The sequence below is a fragment of the Roseateles sp. genome (genome assembly GCF_047654805.1).
GTDB lineage: Bacteria > Pseudomonadota > Gammaproteobacteria > Burkholderiales > Burkholderiaceae_C > Pelomonas.
On sequence record NZ_JASGIV010000001.1, the window covers coordinates 1,870,171 to 1,889,446 of the forward strand.

Here is a 19,276-nt window from a genome sequence, read left to right on the forward strand (position 1 = left end):
TCCGGCCTAGCCAGCGGGACGGCTGTGCGCCGTGGCCTTCGCCGGCAGGTTGAGCAAGGCGGACTTGGCCCAGTCGGGCTTGGTCTCGAAGAGGTGGTCGATGAAGGCGCGCGTCTTGGCGGGCATCAGCCGGCGGCTGGCCGTCAGCAGGTGCACGGGCAGCGGTTCGTAGCGCCAGTCGGGCAGCACGGGCACCAGCGTGCCGGCGGCGACGTCGGGCGCCACCATGCCGAAGGGAAAGCTGCCGATGCCGCCACCAGCGCGCGTCAGCGACAGCACCAGCCCGATGGAGTTGGCCTCCAGCGGCCCGCGCGCCTCCACCTCCGCCGTCTGCCGGCCGTTTTGCAGCGTGCGATGCAGGCCCTTGCCCTGGCTCAGCACGACGAAATCGTGCTCCGCCAGATCCGCCGGCGTCTGCGGCGCGGGGCGGGCCTGCAGGTAGACCGGGCTGGCATACAGGCCACGCTCCAGCAGCATGTACTGCCGGGCAACGAGGTCGGGCTCATCCACCGGCCCCATGCGCACGGCCACGTCATAGGGCTCGTTGAACAGGTCGACGCGGCGCGGCGTCGTGTCGACCTCCAGCGCCACCTTGGGGTAGCGGCGCACGAAACGCGCAAAGCTCTCGGCCAGCACCAGCATCGCGAACTCGGCAGGCACGGACACGCGCAGCCGCCCCTGCGGCGTGGCCTCGCGCGAGGCCAGCCACTGGCGCGTCTCGGCAATGTCGTCGTCGTGCCGCGCCGCGCGCTCGGCAAGCTGCTCACCCAGCTCCGTCAGCGTCATGCGCGCCGCACCGGGCACGAAGAGCCGCGCGCCGACCGAGGTTTCCAGCGCGGTCAGGCGCCGGCTCAACGTCGCCTTGGGCAGCTCCAGCACGCGGGCGGCCGCCGACAGCGAGCCGGCCTTGTGCACCTGGGCCAGCAGCAGCAGGTCGTCGATCTTCATGGTGTCGTTCGTCTCGTTATATTTCGTTTCGTTTCCGGAACGGTGCGTTTGATTTTTGCAGCTATTCACCGGAAATGGAACTCTCTACAGTCCCGGCCATCATGTCAACGGTCCAGTTGCTTCCGTCCAAAGGACACCGCATCGGCACCGGCTTCCAGGCCGAGGGCTGGCGCGAGCCTGCGGCCCTGCTGGACCCCTTCATCATGGTGGACCGCTTCCGCATGAGCGAGGCGGTGTTCGCACCCCACCCGCACGCGGGCTTCTCGGCAGTGACCTATCTCTTCGACGACTCGGCCACCGGGCTGGTCAGCCGTGATTCGCTGGGCGGGGAGTACGAGATCCTGCCCGGCGGCCTGCACTGGACGCTGGCCGGGCGCGGCGTCATGCATGACGAGTTCCCCATCGAGGCCGGCCACGAGGCCCACGGCCTGCAGATCTTCGTCAACCTGCCCGCGGAGCAGAAGCTGCGCGATCCGTGCGTCATGCGCCTGGCTGCTGCGCAGATGCCGCGCCGCGTGGGCGAGGGCTGGCGCGCCGTGCAGGTCTTCGGCGGCAGCGCCGAGCTGGCGCTGCCCTGGCCCACGGCGCTGGTCATCGTCGACATCGATGCCGGCGCGGCCTATGAACCGGTGCTGCCGCAAGGCGAGCAGGGCCTCGCCATCGTCGTCCACGGCAGCGGACAAGCCGCAGGGCTGACGCTGTCGGCCGGCCAGGCGCTGTCGCTGGCCGGGCCGGGCAGCGTGCACATCCAGGCCGGCGAGACGCTGCGCCTGGCTTGCTTCAGTGGCCGGCCGCTGCGCGAGCCGCTGGTGCGCCACGGTCCCTTCGCGATGAGCGACGAGGGCCAGGTCGTTAGCGCGCTGCAGCGCTTCCAGACCGGCGGCATGGGCCGCCTCTGCGCCCTATCCACCCCCAGAACAACCCCGAACGTCTGACAACAAGGAACTCCAAATGAACGCAGCTCAGGACAACGCCGCCGCGCCCAAGCCCGCCGAGAACGGCAAGAAGAGCGGCCCGCCGGTGCCGCTGCTGATCATCGGCGCGCTGCTGCTGGTCGGCGGCATCGGCCTGGGCGGGCGCATGTGGTGGCGCAGCCAGCACCTGGTAGAGACCGACAACGCGTTCATCGCCGGCCGCATCCACCCGATCGCCACGCGCGTGGCCGGCGTCGTCACCGAAATGCACATGCAGGACAACGCGGTCGTCAAGGCCGGCGACGTGCTGCTGCGCCTGGACCCGGCCGACGCGGCCGTGCAGATCGAGCGGCTGAAGGCCCAGATCGCCCAGGCCGACGCGGCCATCGCGACGAGCGCTGCTCAGATCGCCCAGGCCCGGGCCCAGGCCGCCGTCACCACCTCCCAGGTCTCGCAGGCCGAGGCCGTGCTGGCCCGCACCGAGCTGGATGCCAAGCGCAGCCAGGCGCTGTTCGGCGCGGAGCTGCGCGCCACCAGCAAGCAGGAGCTGGACGCGGCCCTGGCTGCCCGCGACGTGGCCCGTGCCGACCTGGCCGCCCGCAAGGCCGGCGCCAATGCCGCCAAGGAGGCCGTTGCCGCCGCCGAGAGCGCGCGCCAGTCCGCCAATGCGCAAAAGAGCGCCACCCAGGCCCAGCTGAAGGATGCACAGAACCAGCTCGGCTATGTCGAGGTGCGCGCCTCGGCCGACGGCCGCATCGGCAAGCGCACCGTGGAAGTGGGCCAGCGCGTGCAGCCCGGCCAGCAGCTCGCGGCCATCGTCGAGCCCGAGACCTGGATCGTCGCCAACTTCAAGGAGACCCAGCTCGCCAGGATGAAGCCGGGCCAGAAGGTGCACGTGAAGGTGGACGCCTTCCCGGGGCAGGACCTGATCGCCAAGGTCGACAGCTTCGCGCCGGCCTCGGGCGCCAGCTTCGCGCTGCTGCCGCCGGACAACGCGACCGGCAACTTCACGAAGATCGTGCAGCGCCTGCCGGTCAAGCTGGTCTTCGAGCCCGAGAGCCTGAAGGCGCTGGGTGAGCAGGCCGCGCGCATCGTGCCGGGGCTGTCGGTGCAGGTGGAAGTCGAGATCGCCGGTTGATCCCCGCCGGATGCCACTGACATGGGCAACGAAAACTACCTCCCGCCACCGCCCGACCAGAAGGTCAGCGGCCGCACCTGGCTGGCCGTGCTGGCCAGCCTGCTGGGCGCCTTCATGGCGGTGCTGGACATCGCCATCACCAACTCCTCGCTGAAGGACATCCTCGGCGCGCTGTCGGCCACGCAGGAGGAGGGCTCCTGGATCTCGAGCGCCTACCTCGTCGCCGAGATCGTCGTCATTCCGCTGGCGGGCTTTCTGGCGATGGTGTTCTCCACGCGCCGCTACCTCGTCGTCAACGTCGCGTTGTTCCTCGTCTTCAGCACGCTATGCGGCATGGCCTGGAGCCTGGAGAGCATGATCGCCTTCCGGGCGGCCCAGGGCTTCACCGGCGGGGTCATGATCCCGATGGCGATGACGCTGGTCACGCGCAAGCTGCCGCTGAAGAAGCGCCCCATCGGGCTGGCCCTGTTCGGCATGACCGCCACGCTCGCGCCGACGCTGGGCCCCACGGTGGGCGGCTACCTGACCGAGCTCTACGGCTGGCCCAGCATCTTCTACATCAACTGGGTGCCAGGCATCCTGCTGATGCTGGGCGTCAGCTTCGGCCTGGACAAGGAGCCGATGAACCTGAAGCTGCTGCGCGACGTGGACTGGTGGGGGATCCTGTTCATGGCCGTGGGCCTGGGCTCGCTGACCGCGATGCTGGAGGAGGGCAATGCCAAGGACTGGTTCCAGAGCCCCTTCATCATCACGGCCGCCGTGCTGGCCATCGCCGGCATCTACGGCTGGGCCTGGCGCGGCCTGACGCGCAAGAACACGTTCATCGACCTGCACATCCTCGGCCGCCCGAGCTTCCTGATTGCCGGGGTCATCGCGTTCACGACGGGCATGGGCCTCTACGGCTCGGCCTTCATCCTGCCGCTGTACCTGGGCCAGATCGCGAACTACACGCCCATGCAGATCGGCCTCGTGATCATGTGGATGGGTCTGCCGCAGCTCTTCATCATGCCCTTCGCGGCCAAGCTGTCCACCAAGCTGGACAACCGCGTGATGATGAGCCTGGGCCTGACGCTGTTCGCTGTGTCCTGCTTCATGAACACGCACATGAGCGCCGACACGGCCGGCCCCGAACTGCTGGCCGCGCAGGTCGTGCGCGCGCTGGGTCAGCCGCTGATCATGATCACGCTGACCAACTTCGCGGTGAACGGCATTCCGCCCAACCTGCTGCCCAGCGCCTCGGGCATGTTCAACATGATGCGCAACCTCGGTGGTTCGGTCGGCATCGCCGTACTGGCCACGCTGCTGACGAACCGCGAGCACCTGCACAGCGCCCGCGTCGGGGAGGCCGTCAGCCTCTACGACCCGGCCACACAGGCGCGGCTGGATGCTCTGGCGCAGAACTTCGCCTCCAAGGGCTTCGACGCCGCCGCGGCCCAGGACATGGCCCTCAAGGCGCTGGACAACGTCGTCCGCCGCGACAGCTACGTCATGGCCTACAACGATGCCTTCCTGATCCTCGGCATCGCGCTGGTCGCCTGCGTGGCCATCGTCTGGCTCAGCAAGAAGGTCCTCGGCGGCGCCGCGAGCGCGGAAGCCGCCCACTGATTCGGGAGATCGAGATGATCCAACTCAAGACCGTCCTCACCCTCGTCGCCACGGCCGCGCTGGCCGCCTGCACGACGCTGGGCCCCAACTACCAGGCGCCTGGCGCCAACGCACCCGCCGCCTACCGTGCTGTCGCGCCGGCCGCAGGCGCCGAGCTTCAGCGCGACTGGTGGCTGATGTTCGGGGACGCCCAGCTCAATGCGCTCCAGACGCAAGCCCTGCAGGCCAGCCCCACGCTGGCCGCAGCCGCCGCACGCATCGAGAAGGCCCGCGCCGTCTATGGCGCGACCCGGGCCGACGAGCTGCCGCGCCTGGACATCGGCGCCAACGAGACCGGCCTGCGCACCTCGGCCAAGTCCGTCACGACTCCCGTCCTGGGTGGGCAGGCCATCACCTTCGAGGGCTGGCAGAGCACGGTGCAGGCCAACCTCGGCTGGGAGATCGACCTCTGGGGCCGCGTGAAGCGCCAGGCCGAGGCCGCCCAGGCCCAGCTCGACGCATCCACGCTGGATGCCGCTGCTGCCCGTGTCGCGCTGACGGCCGACGTTGCCGCCGCCTACTGGCAGTGGCGTGCGCTGGCCGACGAGGGCCTTGCGCTGCAGCGCCTGCGCGACAGTCGGGCCAAGGCTTTCCAGGTCGCGCAGACCCGCTTTGACGCGGGTTCGTCCACTCAGCAGGACCTGGAGCGCGTGCGCGCCGAGCTGGCCTCGGCCGATGCCGACGTCGCCGACTTGCCGCGTCGTCAGGCGCTGGTGGTGAACCAGATCGCGGCACTGACCGGCCAGGCCGCTGCCGAGCTGAAGCTGCAGGCCTCCGCACAGTCGGCACTGACGACGCCGCCGCAGATCCGCGCCGGCCTGCCGTCCGAGCTGCTGCAGCGTCGCCCCGACCTGGCCCAGAGCCTGGCGCAGTTGCACGCAGCAACCGCCCAGGTCGGCATAGCCGAAGCCGCCTTCTACCCGTCCATCCGCCTGACCGGCAGCTTCGGCTACCAGAGCAAGGACCTGAGCGATCTGGTCTCGGCGCCGGCGCGCCTGTACAACTTCGGCCCCAGCATCTCGCTGCCGATCTTCGAAGGCGGCAAGAACAAGGCCAACCTGGCGGGGGCCAAGGCCCAGGTCGACGAATCCCTGGCCGCCTTCCGCGGCCGCATGCTGCAGGCGCTGCGCGAGGTGGACGATGCGCTGGCCGAGCTGCAAGGCCGCGCCGCCGTCGTGGACGCGCAGAACCGCACGCTGGCATCGTCGGGCCAGGCACTGGCCGTGGCCAGGAGCCGCTACGACAAGGGCGCTGTCAGCTACCTCGACGTGACCGAGGCGGAGCGCACGCCGCTGGCCACCGAGCGCGCGCTGGCCCAGCTGCGGGGTGCGCAGTGGGCTGCGACGGCACAGCTCGTCAAGGCGCTGGGCGGCGGCTGGAGCGACCACAAGGCCCCCGCCAACGGCGGCTGAGCCAGGAGCGCATACTTAGGAGCATGGCTATCCCCCATGCGCTTCCCGGCCAGGCTGTCGACGTTCGGCCGCTCGGCACCGGCCTCGCCCAGGAGAAGACCAGCGCGCTGTTCAAGTCGGCGGACCTGGAGGTCATGCGCCTGGTGCTGATGGCGGGCAAGTCCCTGCCGCCGCACAGCGTGCCCGGGGAGATCACGGTGCAGTGCATCGAAGGATCCATGGTGGTCACGGCCGAGGGCAGGTCGCATGCGCTGGGCGCGGGGCAGTTGCTCTATCTCTCGGGTGGCGTGATGCATGGCGTCACGGCCGTCGAGGACGCCAGCGCCCTCGTGACCATTGCGCTGCGCCGCTAGGCGCCTGATTCGGCCAGCGACAGGATCGCGGCCGCCATGCGCGCCGCCGCACCGCGATGGGCGGCCGAGAAGGCGAGGGCGCTGCGGCTCATCGATGCACGCGCCTGCGCGTCCGTGCACAGCGCCTGGCCCCGCGAGACCGCTTCGGCCAGCGTCGCGCAGCGTTGCGCAGCGCCAGCCGCCAGTGCCAGCTCCGTCGCCTCCGCGAAATTGAAGGTGTGCGGTCCTGCGAGCACCGGACAGCCGCAGGCCGCGGCCTCGATGAGGTTCTGTCCCCCGAGGGGCTCGAAGCTGCCGCCCAGCAGGGCCACGCCGGCCAGGCCGTAGTACAGCGGCATCTCGCGCATCGAGTCGCCCAGCCAGACGTCGGCGGCCGCGGCGTGCATCGGCGGCTGATCGGTCCAGCTGCTACGGCGCGCCAGTGTCAGGCCGGCGGCTTCGACCAGGCCGGCCACTTCGTCGAAGCGCTGCGGATGGCGCGGCACGATGGCCAGCAGCGGGCGAGGAGCCGGCTGCCTGACCCACTCGTTGAGCAGCGCCTTTTCCTCACCTTCGCGGCTGACAGCCAGCATCAGCACGGGCCGGCCGAGCTGTGTCGACCATGACTGCCCGCGTGCGATCAGCGCAGCGTCCACGGCGATGTCGTACTTCAGGTTGCCGGCCACCTCGACGCGATCCATGCCCATCGCAAGGATGCGTTGCGCGTCCGCTTCCGTCTGGGCCAGGGCCAGCGTCATGCGTGCCGCCGCCGGCCGCATCAACGCACCCAGGCGCCGGCCCTGGCGCAGGCTCTTTTCCGACAGCCGTGCATTGGCCAGCACCATGGGCAGGCCGGCACGTGCAGCCTCATGCTGCAGCGTGGGCCAGACCTCGGTCTCCATCAGCACGCCCAGTCGCGGCCGCCAGTGGCGCAGGAAGCGCCGTACGGCACCCGGCGTGTCATAGGGCAGCCAGGCGATGGCGTCGCCGTCTCGCAGGAGGCCCTGGGCGGCCTCGCGGCCGGTGGCGGTCGACTGCGTCAGCAGGATGCGCAGGCCCGGCTCGCGCTCGCGCAGTGCGGCGATCAGCGCGCTGGCGGCCCGGGTCTCACCCAGGGAGACGGCGTGGATCCACAGGCGCCCGGGCACGGGCTGGGTAGCCGAGTACAGGCCCAGCCGCTCGCGCAGGGCATCGCGGTAGAGCGGCTCCTTTGCGCCGCGCCGCCACAGGCGCAACAGGTAGAGGGGTGTCAGCAGCCGCAGGACGGCCGTGTACAGGGCCAGCGCCAGGCCCTCGGGCATCAGCCGTTCTTCCGAGCTAGGTCCTGCGCAGCCCGCAGGCGGCGCAGGACAGGTTCGTTCAGCTGGCGACTGGCAGGGCTCCAGAGGCGGACCTGGCGGTCAATCTCAGACTGCAATCGGGCGGCCGTTGCCTGGTCGTTGATCGCCAAGGCCCACATCATGTACTCGGCGTTCGCTTCAAAGCTCGCGTACCGGCCTACACCGGCCTCGAAGCTCTCCCGTGCCTCGGCCACGCGCCCCGTGCTGGCGTAGGCGCGGGCCAGCAGCAGCAGGACTTGGTCGGCACGGAAGCTGGGGCGCTCAGCCTTGAGGGCTTCCAGATGCGGCAGGGCTGCGTCGAAGCGCTGGCATTCGACATGGGCGCGCGCAGCGCCGAAGCGGATGTCAGGGTCGCTGGCGAACGGCCCTTTGAGCGCCGCCTCGTAGGCCTGGGCGGCTTCTGTCGCCTCACCGGCCTCCAGTAGCGCTTCGGCCAGACGCATCTGGTTCTGAGCCGACGGCGACACGTCGAAGGCCGCACGCGCCTCGCGCACATCGCGGCCCGGGTCCATCGCACGCGCGGCGGCCGTGACGGCCTTGCGAGCGCCGTGATCCAGCCTTGAATTGGGCATGTAGACGGCGAAGAAGTACACGGCGCTGCCCAGCAGCGGGAAGGCGAAAAGTATGAACAGCCAGTACAGCTGCTGGCCACTTCGCACAACGTGAACCGCGCAGAGCAGCGCGATCAGGATGTGCAGTCCTCCGATCAATGGCATGTCATCTCCCTGGTGTTGGCGTACGACGGCTCTGCGGCCGTGCGGCGTCAGTGGCCCGCAGCGAAGGTCGCGTCCGGCTTCACGCGCTTGAGCTGGGCCAGCACGTCGTGCTGGATGCGCTCCAGCGCCTCGGGCGTGTGGCCCTCGAAGCGCAGCACCAGCACCGGCGTCGTGTTGGACGGGCGGATCAGGCCGAAGCCGTCAGGGAACTCGATGCGCAGGCCGTCGATGGTGACCAGCTCGCTGGCGCCGGGGAAGTCGGCCAGCGTGACGAGCTCCTTGAGCTTGCGGACCACCTCGTGGTGCTCGCCCTCGGCGCAGGGCACGTTGATCTCGGGCGTGTTGAAGCTGTTGGGCAGGCCGTTCAGCGTGGCGCTGGGATCGGCGTCGCGGGAGAGGATCTCCAGCATGCGGCCGGCCGTGTACATGGCGTCGTCAAAGCCGTACCAGCGTTCGTTGAAGAAGATGTGGCCGGAGAGCTCGCCGGCCATGGGAGCGCCCGTCTCCTTGAGCTTGGCCTTGGCCAGCGAATGGCCCGTCAGCCACATCAGCGGCTTGCCGCCGTGTTCCTTGATCCAGGGCGCCAGGCGCTGCGTGCACTTGACGTCGAAGATGATTTCCGCGCCCTTGTTGCGCTTGAGGATGTCGGCGGCCAGCAGCATGATCTGGCGGTCCGGCATGATCATCTGGCCGTCCTTCGTGACGATGCCCAGGCGGTCGCCGTCGCCGTCGAAGGCCAGGCCCAGTTCGGCGTCGGTCGCGTGGACGATGCGCTTGAGGTCTTCCAGGTTCTCGGGGCGCGAGGGATCGGGATGGTGGTTGGGGAAGTCGCCGTCCACCTTGGAGTAGATGTCGATGACCTCGCAGCCCAGCGCGCGCAGGATGGCCGGGGCCGAGGCACCGGGAATGCCGTTACCGCTGTCGACGACGACCTTCATCGGCCGGGCCAGCTTGCAGTCCTTGACGATGCGGGCCGTGTACTCGGCCACCACGTCCATCTGGCCGACGCGACCGCTGCCTTTGGCGTAGTCCTCGGCCTCGATGCGGCGCTTCAGGCCCTGGATCTGCTCGCCATAGACGGCGGCCCCCTGCAGCACCATCTTGAAGCCGTTGTAGTCCTTGGGGTTGTGGCTGCCCGTGACCATGATGCCGGACGTGCAGCCATGCTTGGCGCGCGTGGCAGCCACGTAATAGAGCATGGGCGTCGTCACGGCACCGATGTCCACGACGTCCAGGCCGGTGCTGGCGATGCCACGGATCAGTGCGGCGACGAGGCCGGGACCGGACAGGCGGCCGTCGCGGCCCACGGCCACGGCCTTCTCGCCCAGGGCCTTGGCCTCGGTACCGAAGGCACGCCCCAGATGCTCGGCGAGCTCCTCGTTCAAGGTCTGGCCGACGACGCCACGGATGTCGTAGGCCTTGAAGATGGATGCGTGAACCTGCATGGATGCCTCGGAAGATCGGGTTTGAAAAAGCGCGCCGGATTGTAGGCAGGGGCCGCCTTGCCATTCGTCGCCCCTGCCGTCGAATCGTCGCCCGTCCCGGGGGGAGCGCCGGCGGGCTTCCTACACTCGCACCCCATGACATTCACCGAGGAATTCACCCAGGCACTGCGCAACCAGCGCATGCTGATGAAGAAGCGCCCGGACCGGCTGCGCATGCGCGTGCTGGTCTACCTGGTGTGGTTCATCGGCTTCGGCCTGCTGTTCGCCACCGTCAATGGCGTGCAAAGCGGCCGCCTGGGGTCGGTCGCCTGGTGGCGCAACGACCTGCCGGGCCACATGCTGGTCAGCCTGAGCGTGACGCTGTGCTTCTTCTTCGGCTTCCGCGGCTTCGAGACGCTGGCACCGCAGCGCTGGCTGGACACCATCTCCGGCTGGCGCGACTGGCGCTCGGGCGTGTTCTTCTCGACGCTTTCCATCCTCTGCTCGCTGGTGGGGCTGCTGCTGGGCTTCGCCGCCGTGGCCGGCATCTGGAGCCGCCAGGACCTGCTGGGCAAGCTGGTCGGCAAGCCCGGCTTCTGGGCCCAGTTCCTGCTGATCTCCATCATCGTCACCCTCGTCATGGGCCTGCGCTACCGCTCGCGCTGGAAACAAGAGGCCATGCAGGCCCGCATCACCGAGGCGCAGCTCAAGCTGCTGCAGGGCCAGATCGAGCCGCACTTCCTCTTCAACACGCTGGCCAACGTGCAAAGCCTCATCGACTTCGCCCCCCAGCGGGCCAAGCTGATGCTGGAGCGCTTCACGGACTACTTGCGCGCCAGCCTCGGGCAGCTGCGCGGCGAGTCCACGACACTGGCCCAGGAGTTCGCGATGCTTGAGGCCTACCTCGGGCTGATGCAGCTGCGCATGGGCGAGCGGCTCAAGGTCGAGCTGGCGCTGCCCGCCGAGCTGCGGGGCATCGAGTTGCCGCCGCTCTTGGCGCAGCCCCTGGTCGAGAACGCCATCCACCACGGGCTGGAGCCCCAGATCGCCGGCGGCACCGTGACCGTCAGCGCCAGACGCGAAGGCCGCCTGCTGCACATCGAAGTCGCGGACGACGGCCAAGGGCTGGACGGCCCGCGCCGCCGCGCCGGCAACGGCGTGGCGCTCGACAACATCCGTGCCCGGCTGCAGGCCCGCTTCGGCCCGGGCGCCAGTCTCGAGCTGCTGCCGCGCGAAGGTGGCGGCACACGTGCCTGCATCCAGATTCCCCTCCCCAACGACACCCCATGACCACTGCCCTGATCGCCGACGACGAGCCTCATCTCGTCCAATACCTGAAGGCCCAGCTTGCTCAGGCCTGGCCCGAGCTGGAGATCGTCACGACCGCCGCCAACGGCGTCGAGGCCGCCGCGGCCATCGCCGAGCTGGAACCCGACCTGGCGTTCCTGGACATCCAGATGCCCGGCCTGACCGGACTGGAGGTCGCCCAGGGCATCGAGGGCGCGACGCGCGTCGTTTTCGTGACGGCCTATGACCAATACGCCGTCGAGGCCTTTGAGGCCCGCGCCGTCGACTACCTGCTCAAGCCGCTGAAGGCCGAGCGGCTGGCCGCCTGCGTGACACGGCTGCGCCAGACGCCGCCCAGCGAAGACGGGGCACTGGCCGAGACGCTGAAGCGCCTGCTGCCCGCCGCCGGCGCCGCGGCACCGGCCAGGCTGCGCTACGTGCGGGCCGCCCAGGGTGAGTTGATGCACCAGATTCCCGTCGGCGACGTGCTCTTCTTCCATGCCGACGACAAGTACACCGTCGTGCAGACGGCCACGGCCGAGCACCTCATCCGCACGCCGATCTTCGAGCTGTCCAGCCAGCTCGACCCCGACTTGTTCTGGCAGGTCCACCGCTCCACCATCATCAACCTCGACCATCTCGCCGGCACGCGCCGCGACGAGGCGAGCCGGCTCTTCGTCCGCGTGCGCGGGCATGAGCGCGAGCTTCCCGTCAGCCGCGCCTACGTCCATCTTTTCAAGGCCATGTAGGAAGCGGGCCGGGCCTTGCAGGGGCATGTCCGGAAACTGCCATGATCTGGCGGCGGCGGGTCCTAGACTGGCTGCATGTCGTCCGAGATCCTGCCCCCCGACGCGGCCTACGCCGCCCTTCAAGCGCGCGATGCGCGCTTTGACGGGCAGCTCTACGTGGGCGTCACGTCCACCGGCATCTATTGCCGTCCCGTCTGCCGCGTGCGGCTGCCTCGGCGCGAGAACTGCCGCTTCTTCTCGACGGCCGCCCAGGCCGAGGCCGAGCGTTTTCGTCCCTGTATGAAGTGCCGGCCCGAGCTGGCGCCGCGCCCGCTGCCGTGGACGACGACGGACGCCTCGCGCACTCTGGCGGCCCAGGCGGCCGCATGGCTGGATGCCTGCGACGACGCCGAGGCCAGCGTCGAGCAGCTCGCCGCCCATCTGGGCATCACGAGCCGCCACCTGCGCCGCATCTTCCAGGCCGAGCATGGCGTGTCGCCGCTGCAGTACCTGCAGACGCGCCGGCTGCTGCTGGCCAAGGCCCTGCTGACGGACAGCACGCTGCCCGTGCAGGAGGTCGCCTATGCGGCCGGCTTTGCCGGCCTGCGCCGCTTCAACGCCGCCTTCGTCGAGCATTACCGGCTGCAACCGACGGCCCTTCGCCGCGTCGGGCGCGAGGGCAGGGGTGCGGGGCCCGCACCACGCTTGCGGCTGGCCTATCGAGAGCCCTACGACGTCGCAGGCGTGCTGGCCTTTCTCGCACCGCGCGCCGTGGCCGGTGTCGAGGCCGTGGACGACGCCGGCGTCACGCGCACGCTGGCCCTGACGCACGCCGGACGGCGCCATGCAGGCTGGCTGCGCGTGAGCTTCGACAAGGCCCGCGAGGTGGGCGTTGAACTGTCGCCCGCGCTGTGGCCGGCCGCCGGCACGCTGCTGCCGCTGCTGCGCGGCTGGCTGGACCTGGATGCCGATCCGCAGGCCATTGCCGCCGCGCTGGCGAATTTGCAGGACGGGAGCGCCGTGCCGGGGCAGCGGCTGCCCGGCTGCCTGGACCGCTTCGAGCTGGCCGTGCGCGCCGTGCTGGGCCAGCAGGTGACGGTTGCTGCCGCACGGACGCTGGCGGGCCGTTTCGTCGAACGCTTCGGCGAGCCCCTGGCCGATGCGCCCCCTGGTTGCGACCGGCTCTTTCCCACCCCCGAACGCATCGCCGCGGCGACGCGCGACGACATCGCGTCGCTGGGCATCATCGGTCGCCGCGCCGACAGCCTTGTCGCGCTGGCCCAGGCCTGGCCGGCGCTCGCCTTTGCCCGACGCGAGGGCACGCCCGAGGCGGCTGCGGACGAGCTGACGCAGATTCCCGGCATAGGCCCCTGGACGGCGGGCTACATGCTGATGCGCGGCTGGAGCTGGCCCGACAGCTTTCCGCCCGGCGATGTCGTGCTGCGCAAGGCCTTGAGCCGCGACGGCCCGCTGCTGCCGCCCAAGGCCTATCTCGCCGCCGCGGAGCGCTTCCGGCCCTTTCGCAGCTACGCCGTCCTGCATCTCTGGAGACACGCATGAACACCCAGCATCACATACTGCAGCGCCGCATCGCCACGCCCCTGGGCCCGCTGACGGCTGCACGCAGCGCCGCGGGCCTGTCGGGCCTGTGGTTCGACGGCCAGAAGCACCACCCCGGCGCGCTGGACGTGCCCGAGGATGACGGCAGCGATGCCGTGCTTGCGGCGGCCGAGGTCGCGCTCAACGCCTACTTCGGGGGGCAGTCATTCACGATGCCGCCGCTGGACCCGGCCGGCACGGCCTTCCAGCGCGAGGTCTGGCAGGCCCTGCTCGCCATCGCGCCGGGCGCGTCCGACACCTATGGGCACCTGGCCCAACGCCTGGGCCGCGCTCAGGCCGCACGCGCGCTGGGGGCAGCCGTTGGGCGCAACCCCATCTCCATCCTCATTCCCTGCCACCGCGTCGTCGGCGCCGATGGCTCGCTCACCGGCTATGCCGGCGGCCTGCAGCGCAAGCAGGCCTTGCTGAGCCTGGAGGGCACCACGGCATGAAGGCTTTCGACATCGGCGAGCTCGTCCTGCTCGCGGCGCTCTGGGGCGCGTCCTTCCTGTTCATGCGCCTGGGCGCCCACGAGTTCGGCCCTGTCGTGCTGGCAGCCGTGCGCGTGGGCTTGGCCAGCGTCATGCTGATTCCGCTGCTGGCGTCGCGGGGGCAGCTGTCGGCACTGCGCACGCACTGGAAGGGGCTGCTGCTGGTCGGCGCACTGAACAGCGCCATCCCCTTCGCGCTGTTCTCGTACGCAGCGCTGTCCATCACGGCGGGCTTGTCGAGCATCGTCAATGCCACGACACCGCTGTGGACAGCCATCGTCGCTTTCGTCTGGCTGCGCCAGGGCCTCACAGCCACGCGCGTGCTGGGTCTGGTCATCGGCTTCGCTGGCGTGGCCTTCCTCGCCTGGGACAAGGCCAGCTTCAAGCCCGGTGCGGACCACAGTGGCCTGCTGGCCCTGGGTGCCTGCGCAGCAGCCACGCTCTGCTACGGACTGGCTGCGAACGCAACCAAGCGCTACCTCGCCGGCGTGTCGCCGCTGGCCGTGGCCACCGGCAGCCAGTTCACTGCGGCGCTGCTGCTCGCGCTTCCGGCGGCCTGGCTGTGGCCCGCCACCATGCCCGGCAGCGTGGCCTGGGGCGCCGCGGTGGCCCTGGCCGCGCTTTGCACCGCGCTGGCCTACATCCTGTACTTCCGGCTGATGAGCCGGGTGGGGCCCACCAACGCCGTGTCCGTCACGTTCCTGATCCCGCTGTTCGCCATCCTCTGGGGCGCGATCTTCCTGCGCGAGGCCGTCACGGCGCAGATGGTGGCAGGCGGCGCCATCGTGCTGGTGGGCATCGCGCTGGCGCTGGGGTTGGTCGGCTCCCGGGCGGCGGGTGCGCCCGCAGCCCCCCGGGCGCGCTGACGCTGACGGGAGAAGCGACCCCGCGGTTTTGCATGGTGCTGCCGCGGGCATCGCAAACAGTGGTAGGGTGCGGGCCACAATAATTGGTAGCGCTACCTTGGTGCCGTGGAGGCCGCATGAGATTCCCGTTCCCCTCAGGCCGACAGGCCTGCGCCGCCGGCTTGCTCGCGGCGCAACTGCTGGCCGCAGCCGCCGTCGCCCAGCCTTCGGGCGGCCCCTATGGTCCCGTGCCCCAGCGCTACGACGTGCCCAAGGCGGCCCATGTCTACTTCGTCGCGCCGGACGGCCTGGCCCAGGCATCGGGCGCCTCGACCGGCGAGCCGACGTCCATCGAGTTTGCGATGGCCCGCGTGGTCACCGGCGACGCCATCGTCATGCGCGGCGGCACCTACCGCACCGGCGGGCTGCAGCTCAACCAGGGCGTCACGATCCAGCCCTACCTTGACGAAGTGCCGGTGCTCAAGGGCTCGCGCGTGGCCGCCGAATGGCAGAGCCTGGGCCGCAACGTCTGGCGCACCAAGTGGGCCACGCTGTTCCCCGCCCGGCCACTGGGCTGGTGGCAACGTGACCGCGAGGGCATGCTCACGCCACTGCACCGCTTCAACAACGACATGGTCTTCATCGACGGCGAGGCGCTGCAGACCGCCGGATGGGAGGGCGAGCTCAGCGCGCGCAGCTTCTACGTGGACTACGACAAAGGCTACGTCTACATCGGCACCGATCCCGCCGGCCGCACGGTGGAGATCACGGCCCATGACATCGCGCTGCACCGCCCCTCGCGGCCGGTGCACGGCAAGACCCCGGACCGCAAGGGCCCGGCACTGCGCGGACTCACCTTCACCCAGTACGCCTACCGCGCCATCGACATCGAGGGCAAGAAGCCGTCGACGCCGGTGTCCGAGGAACCGACAGACGACCCGGTCGGCCCCTCGCCCGAAGGCCAGCATGGCAAGGAAGTCGTCGGCACGCTGCTGGAGAACGTCACCATCACGCACTGCTCGCGCGTGGCCGGCTATTTCCGCGGTGACGGGCTCGTCATCCGCAACTCGCTGATCAGCGACACCGGCACCGAGGGCATCTACGTCATCGGCTCGTCGGACGTGCTGTTGGAGCGCAACCTGATCCGGCGCAACAACGTGCGCCAGTTGACCGGCTACTACCCGGCCGCAGTGAAGATCTTCAACCAGTCCCACCGCGTCACGGTGCGCGACAACCTCGTCGTCGAGCAGCCGCACTCCAACGGCGTCTGGTGGGACGTCGGCAACCGCGATGGCGTCTTCGTCAACAACCACGTGGAGGGCACGCAGGCCGGCCTGTTCTTCGAGATCTCCAAGGGCATCACGGTCGCCGGCAACGTGTTCGTGAACAACCAGCAGGGCGTGCGCGTGCTCAACAGCGCCGGCGCCAAGGTGCAGCACAACACCTTCGTCAACTCGCCGGTGCTCATCGACCGCAACGAACGCAGCGCCCAGGGCGACCACTTCGGCTGGCATCCGCAGACGGGGCCCGACGTGAACGAGCGCGTGGGCCATGTCTTCGAGGGCAACCTGCTGGTGGCCGACGCGGCGCTGAAGGGGGCGTTGCTGCGCATCGAGCAGTCGCCGGCCACCTGCGGCCGGGTCACGGCGCCGATGGCAGAGCGCATCGATGGCAACGTCTACATCCGCGCCGAAGCGGGCCGCGCGGGCCAGCCGCTGCTCAGCTGGGCGCCCGTGCCGGGCACGCCCTGCCAGACCACCTTCGCAAGCCTGGACGAATTCCGCCAGGCCGTGCCGGGCGTGGAGAGCCGGGGCAGGGCGTTCGCGTCACAAGGTGCTGCCGTGTTCCGCAGCCCGGATCTGCGCCGCTTCGAGCTGGCCCGCGTGCCGCAAGGCGTGCAGCCCCTGCCAGTGCCGCCAGAGCTGCGCCGACTGCTGGGCTGGACGGCTGCCAACCACTTGCCGGGCGCCTACTAGGCCAAGCCTCAGCGCGTCAGCGCGTCATCCAGCGCCGCAGCGCGAAGCTGGCGCCGTCCACCAGCACGACCAGCACCAGCATGGCCATCAGCACGGTGGCCGTCTTGTCCATCTGGAACAGGCCCATGTGGAACATCAGCAGCTGGCCCAGGCCACCCGCACCGACGACGCCCAGCACGGCCGCTGCGCGGATGTTGTTCTCCCAGCGGTACAGCGTGTAGCTCATCAGCTGCGGCAGCACCTGCGGCAGCGTCGCATACAGGAAGACGCGCAGCGGGCCGGCCCCCTGGGCGCGCAGCGCGGCGCCGGGCCCGGGCGGCGCGTTCTCGATCGCCTCGGCAAACAGCCGGCCCAGCACACCGCTGGTGTGGATGGCGAGAGCCAGCGTGCCGGCGAACGGCCCCAGGCCGGCGCTGATCAGCAGCAGCGCCGCCCACACCAGCTCTGGCACCGAGCGCAGTGCATTGAGCAGCAGCCGCATCGCACCGCGTGACGGGCCGCTCAGCCGGCTGGCCGGCAGCGCCATCAGCACGCCGGCCAGTGCCGCCAGCACCGTGCCCAGGGCCGACATGGCCAGCGTCTCCCATGCGCCCGCGGCCACGCGGGCAACGAAGGCCGCACTCAGGTCAGGTGGCAGGAACTCGCCCAGGAAGCGGCCCATGCTGGCCAGCGCCTCGCCCGAAAGGAAGCTACCCAGCTTCAGGTCCAGCGACAGGAAGCTCGCGACGACCAGCCCCAGCAGGCCGGCCACGAGCCACGCCGCACGGCTGCGGGCATCGAACAGCGGCGGCGGCAGGCGGTAGGGCTGGTTGGCTGCTTTGCTTCGCATGGACCTCATCCCAGTGAGCGCCGCAACGCGGCGCTGAGCCGGTCGGCCAGGGCGACCAGGGCCACGAAGACCAGCAGCATCGTCATCACCTCGCCGCCGGCAAACATCTTCATCGAGCTGTCCATCTGCTGGCCCAGCCCGCCGGCGCCGACGAAGCCCAGCACCACCGAGCTGCGGATGGCGCATTCCCAGCGGTAGACGGTGTAGCTGGTCAGCTCGGCAGCGTTCTGAGGCAGCAGGCCATAGGCGAAGGCCTGCAGCCGCGAGGCGCCGTTGCGCAACAGCGTCTGGGTGACCTGGGCGTCGCCGCTCTCCAGGATCTCGGCATAGACCTTGCCCAGCATGCCGCCATAGGTCAGCGCGATGGCCAGCACGCCCGCCGCGGGTCCCAGGCCCACGACGCGCACGAAGACCAGGGCCCACACGAGCTCCGGCATGCTGCGCAGCAGGATCAGCAGCAGTCGCACGGCCTGGCGCACGGCCCAGGGCAGTGCAGCCATGCGCCCGTTCAGCGCCGACACCGACAGCGTGCGCGTGGCGACCAGCGTCAGCGGCACCGCGATGACGAGGCCCAGGGTGATGCCGGCCGTGGCGATGGCCACGGTACGCCAGGTCTCGCGGGCCAGCATCAGCAGGAACTCGCCGCTGAACGCCGGCGGCAGGAAGCTGCCGAGGAAGCGGCCGGTCACGCGCAGCGAATCCGGCTCCAGCAGCAGCCAGGGCCGGAACTCGGTGGCCACCAGCAGCGGCCACAGCAGCGCAAGGGCCGCGGCCGTCAGGCCAAGCCGGGCGAGCCAAGCCGGGTCGCGCCGGGCGGGGTTCAGCGGCATTGCATCACCACCGGCGGCGACGGCGCGGGTGGCTCGTCGGCAGGCAGGGCACCGTGCAACTCATGCTCGTGGGCGGCGTACAGCCGCGCCAGCAGCTCGGGCGTGACCTCGCGCGCCGGCAGGTCGAACATCAGCCGCCCGTCGCGCAGGCCGAGAATGCGCGGAAAGTGAGCCAGGGCCACGTCCACCTGGTGCAGCGTGGCCACGAGCGTCACGCCGCGCGCCGAGGCCTCGCGCGCCAGTGCCGAGATGGCGCGCTGGGCGCGCGCCGGGTCCAGCGCCGACAGCGGCTCGTCCACCAGCCACAGCCGCGCCGGCGCGACGAGGGCGCGGGCCAATCCCACACGCTGGCGCTCACCGCCCGACAGGCGATCCACGCGCTCGAAGAGCTTGTCGCTGAGCTCGAAGGCATCCAGGGCTGCATCGGCCGCCGGGATGTCCACCGGATAGAACAGCGAACGCAGCGCCGTCCACAGGCTCCAGCCCGGCAGCCGGCCGGCCAGTACGGCCGTGACGACGCGCTGGCGCGGCGGCAGCGGCGGCACCTGCGGCACGAGGATGAGCCGGCCGCGCAGGGCCTGCAGCGCGCGGCGCGGCAGGGCCCATGGATCGCTGCCGTCCAGCGCCAGCCGGCCCTGCGATGGCGGTCTGGCGCAGGCCAGCACCTCCAGCAGCGTTGTCTTGCCGGCACCCGACGGGCCGATGACGGCCACTTGCTCGCCTTCGGCAACGTCCAGGCTCAGGCCGGCCAGGGCATCGGGCACGCCGCGCCGGGCGGTGGCGTGGCGTGCGCAAAGGTCTTGCAGGACGATCTTCACGGGGC

Annotated in this window: 18 protein-coding genes; 11 read left to right on the forward strand and 7 right to left on the reverse strand. The window is 70.3% G+C overall.

The features are described 5' to 3' along the window. Positions 1-6: 6 nt before the first annotated feature. Entirely contained in the window at positions 7-948 is a 942-nt protein-coding gene (locus QM732_RS08255) for a LysR family transcriptional regulator (RefSeq protein ID WP_415655688.1), read from the reverse strand. A gap of 101 nt (positions 949-1,049) precedes the next feature. Between QM732_RS08255 and QM732_RS08260 the strand changes: the two genes are divergently transcribed. The 5 genes from QM732_RS08260 to QM732_RS08280 are packed head-to-tail and all read left to right on the forward strand — an operon-like array spanning position 1,050 to position 6,409. Then, positions 1,050-1,883: a pirin family protein gene (locus QM732_RS08260; protein ID WP_415655689.1), complete on the forward strand. Its 834-nt coding sequence runs from the start codon at positions 1,050-1,052 to the stop codon at positions 1,881-1,883. A gap of 16 nt (positions 1,884-1,899) precedes the next feature. Further along, positions 1,900-3,000 carry an HlyD family secretion protein gene (locus tag QM732_RS08265; protein WP_415655690.1) on the forward strand — a complete coding sequence of 367 codons (1,101 nt, stop codon included), beginning with the start codon at positions 1,900-1,902 and terminating at the stop codon, positions 2,998-3,000. Positions 3,001-3,021: 21 nt separating this feature from the next. Next, positions 3,022-4,605, forward strand: coding sequence for a DHA2 family efflux MFS transporter permease subunit (locus tag QM732_RS08270; RefSeq protein WP_415655691.1), 1,584 nt, complete (start codon positions 3,022-3,024; stop codon positions 4,603-4,605). Positions 4,606-4,619: 14 nt separating this feature from the next. Beyond that, positions 4,620-6,056 (forward strand): efflux transporter outer membrane subunit, encoded by a 1,437-nt coding sequence (locus QM732_RS08275; RefSeq protein ID WP_415655692.1) that lies wholly within the window; start codon positions 4,620-4,622, stop codon positions 6,054-6,056. Between the two features lie 23 nt (positions 6,057-6,079). After that, positions 6,080-6,409 carry a cupin domain-containing protein gene (locus tag QM732_RS08280; protein ID WP_415655693.1) on the forward strand — a complete coding sequence of 110 codons (330 nt, stop codon included), beginning with the start codon at positions 6,080-6,082 and terminating at the stop codon, positions 6,407-6,409. On the opposite strand, the gene QM732_RS08285 is transcribed toward QM732_RS08280, so the two are convergent. The 3 genes from QM732_RS08285 to QM732_RS08295 are packed head-to-tail and all read right to left on the reverse strand — an operon-like array spanning position 6,406 to position 9,889. Beyond that, positions 6,406-7,689: a 3-deoxy-D-manno-octulosonic acid transferase gene (locus tag QM732_RS08285; protein WP_415655694.1), complete on the reverse strand. Its 1,284-nt coding sequence runs from the start codon at positions 7,687-7,689 to the stop codon at positions 6,406-6,408. The genes QM732_RS08280 and QM732_RS08285 overlap by 4 nt on opposite strands. Beyond that, complete coding sequence (locus QM732_RS08290; protein WP_415655695.1) at positions 7,689-8,444, reverse strand: tetratricopeptide repeat protein; 756 nt, start codon at positions 8,442-8,444, stop codon at positions 7,689-7,691. Before QM732_RS08290 ends, QM732_RS08285 begins: the two co-directional genes overlap by 1 nt. A 47-nt stretch (positions 8,445-8,491) precedes the next feature. Beyond that, a complete protein-coding gene (locus tag QM732_RS08295; protein WP_415655696.1) occupies positions 8,492-9,889 on the reverse strand; it encodes a phosphomannomutase/phosphoglucomutase in 1,398 nt (465 codons plus the stop codon). Positions 9,890-10,024: 135 nt separating this feature from the next. On the opposite strand from QM732_RS08295, the gene QM732_RS08300 reads away from it, so the two are divergent. From QM732_RS08300 to QM732_RS08325, 6 genes are all read left to right on the forward strand, one after another. Continuing rightward, on the forward strand, positions 10,025-11,158 hold the full coding sequence (locus tag QM732_RS08300) for a sensor histidine kinase (protein WP_415655697.1): 1,134 nt from the start codon (positions 10,025-10,027) through the stop codon (positions 11,156-11,158). Next, on the forward strand, positions 11,155-11,904 hold the full coding sequence (locus QM732_RS08305) for a LytR/AlgR family response regulator transcription factor (RefSeq protein ID WP_415655698.1): 750 nt from the start codon (positions 11,155-11,157) through the stop codon (positions 11,902-11,904). Before QM732_RS08300 ends, QM732_RS08305 begins: the two co-directional genes overlap by 4 nt. A gap of 75 nt (positions 11,905-11,979) precedes the next feature. After that, positions 11,980-13,443 (forward strand): Ada metal-binding domain-containing protein, encoded by a 1,464-nt coding sequence (locus tag QM732_RS08310; RefSeq protein ID WP_415655699.1) that lies wholly within the window; start codon positions 11,980-11,982, stop codon positions 13,441-13,443. Next, positions 13,440-13,934 (forward strand): methylated-DNA--[protein]-cysteine S-methyltransferase, encoded by a 495-nt coding sequence (locus QM732_RS08315; RefSeq protein WP_415655700.1) that lies wholly within the window; start codon positions 13,440-13,442, stop codon positions 13,932-13,934. The genes QM732_RS08310 and QM732_RS08315 overlap by 4 nt, the downstream gene beginning before the upstream one ends. Beyond that, entirely contained in the window at positions 13,931-14,839 is a 909-nt protein-coding gene (locus tag QM732_RS08320) for a DMT family transporter (protein WP_415655701.1), read from the forward strand. The genes QM732_RS08315 and QM732_RS08320 overlap by 4 nt, the downstream gene beginning before the upstream one ends. A 116-nt stretch (positions 14,840-14,955) precedes the next feature. Beyond that, complete coding sequence (locus QM732_RS08325; protein ID WP_415655702.1) at positions 14,956-16,794, forward strand: right-handed parallel beta-helix repeat-containing protein; 1,839 nt, start codon at positions 14,956-14,958, stop codon at positions 16,792-16,794. Positions 16,795-16,810: 16 nt separating this feature from the next. Here QM732_RS08325 and phnE read toward each other — a convergent pair whose 3' ends face one another. The 3 genes from phnE to QM732_RS08340 are packed head-to-tail and all read right to left on the reverse strand — an operon-like array spanning position 16,811 to position 19,271. Then, positions 16,811-17,623, reverse strand: coding sequence for a phosphonate ABC transporter, permease protein PhnE (phnE, locus tag QM732_RS08330; protein ID WP_415655703.1), 813 nt, complete (start codon positions 17,621-17,623; stop codon positions 16,811-16,813). Between the two features lie 5 nt (positions 17,624-17,628). Next, positions 17,629-18,453: a PhnE/PtxC family ABC transporter permease gene (locus QM732_RS08335; protein WP_415655704.1), complete on the reverse strand. Its 825-nt coding sequence runs from the start codon at positions 18,451-18,453 to the stop codon at positions 17,629-17,631. Further along, on the reverse strand, positions 18,444-19,271 hold the full coding sequence (locus tag QM732_RS08340; RefSeq protein ID WP_415655705.1) for a phosphonate ABC transporter ATP-binding protein: 828 nt from the start codon (positions 19,269-19,271) through the stop codon (positions 18,444-18,446). Before QM732_RS08340 ends, QM732_RS08335 begins: the two co-directional genes overlap by 10 nt. Positions 19,272-19,276 lie beyond the last annotated feature (5 nt).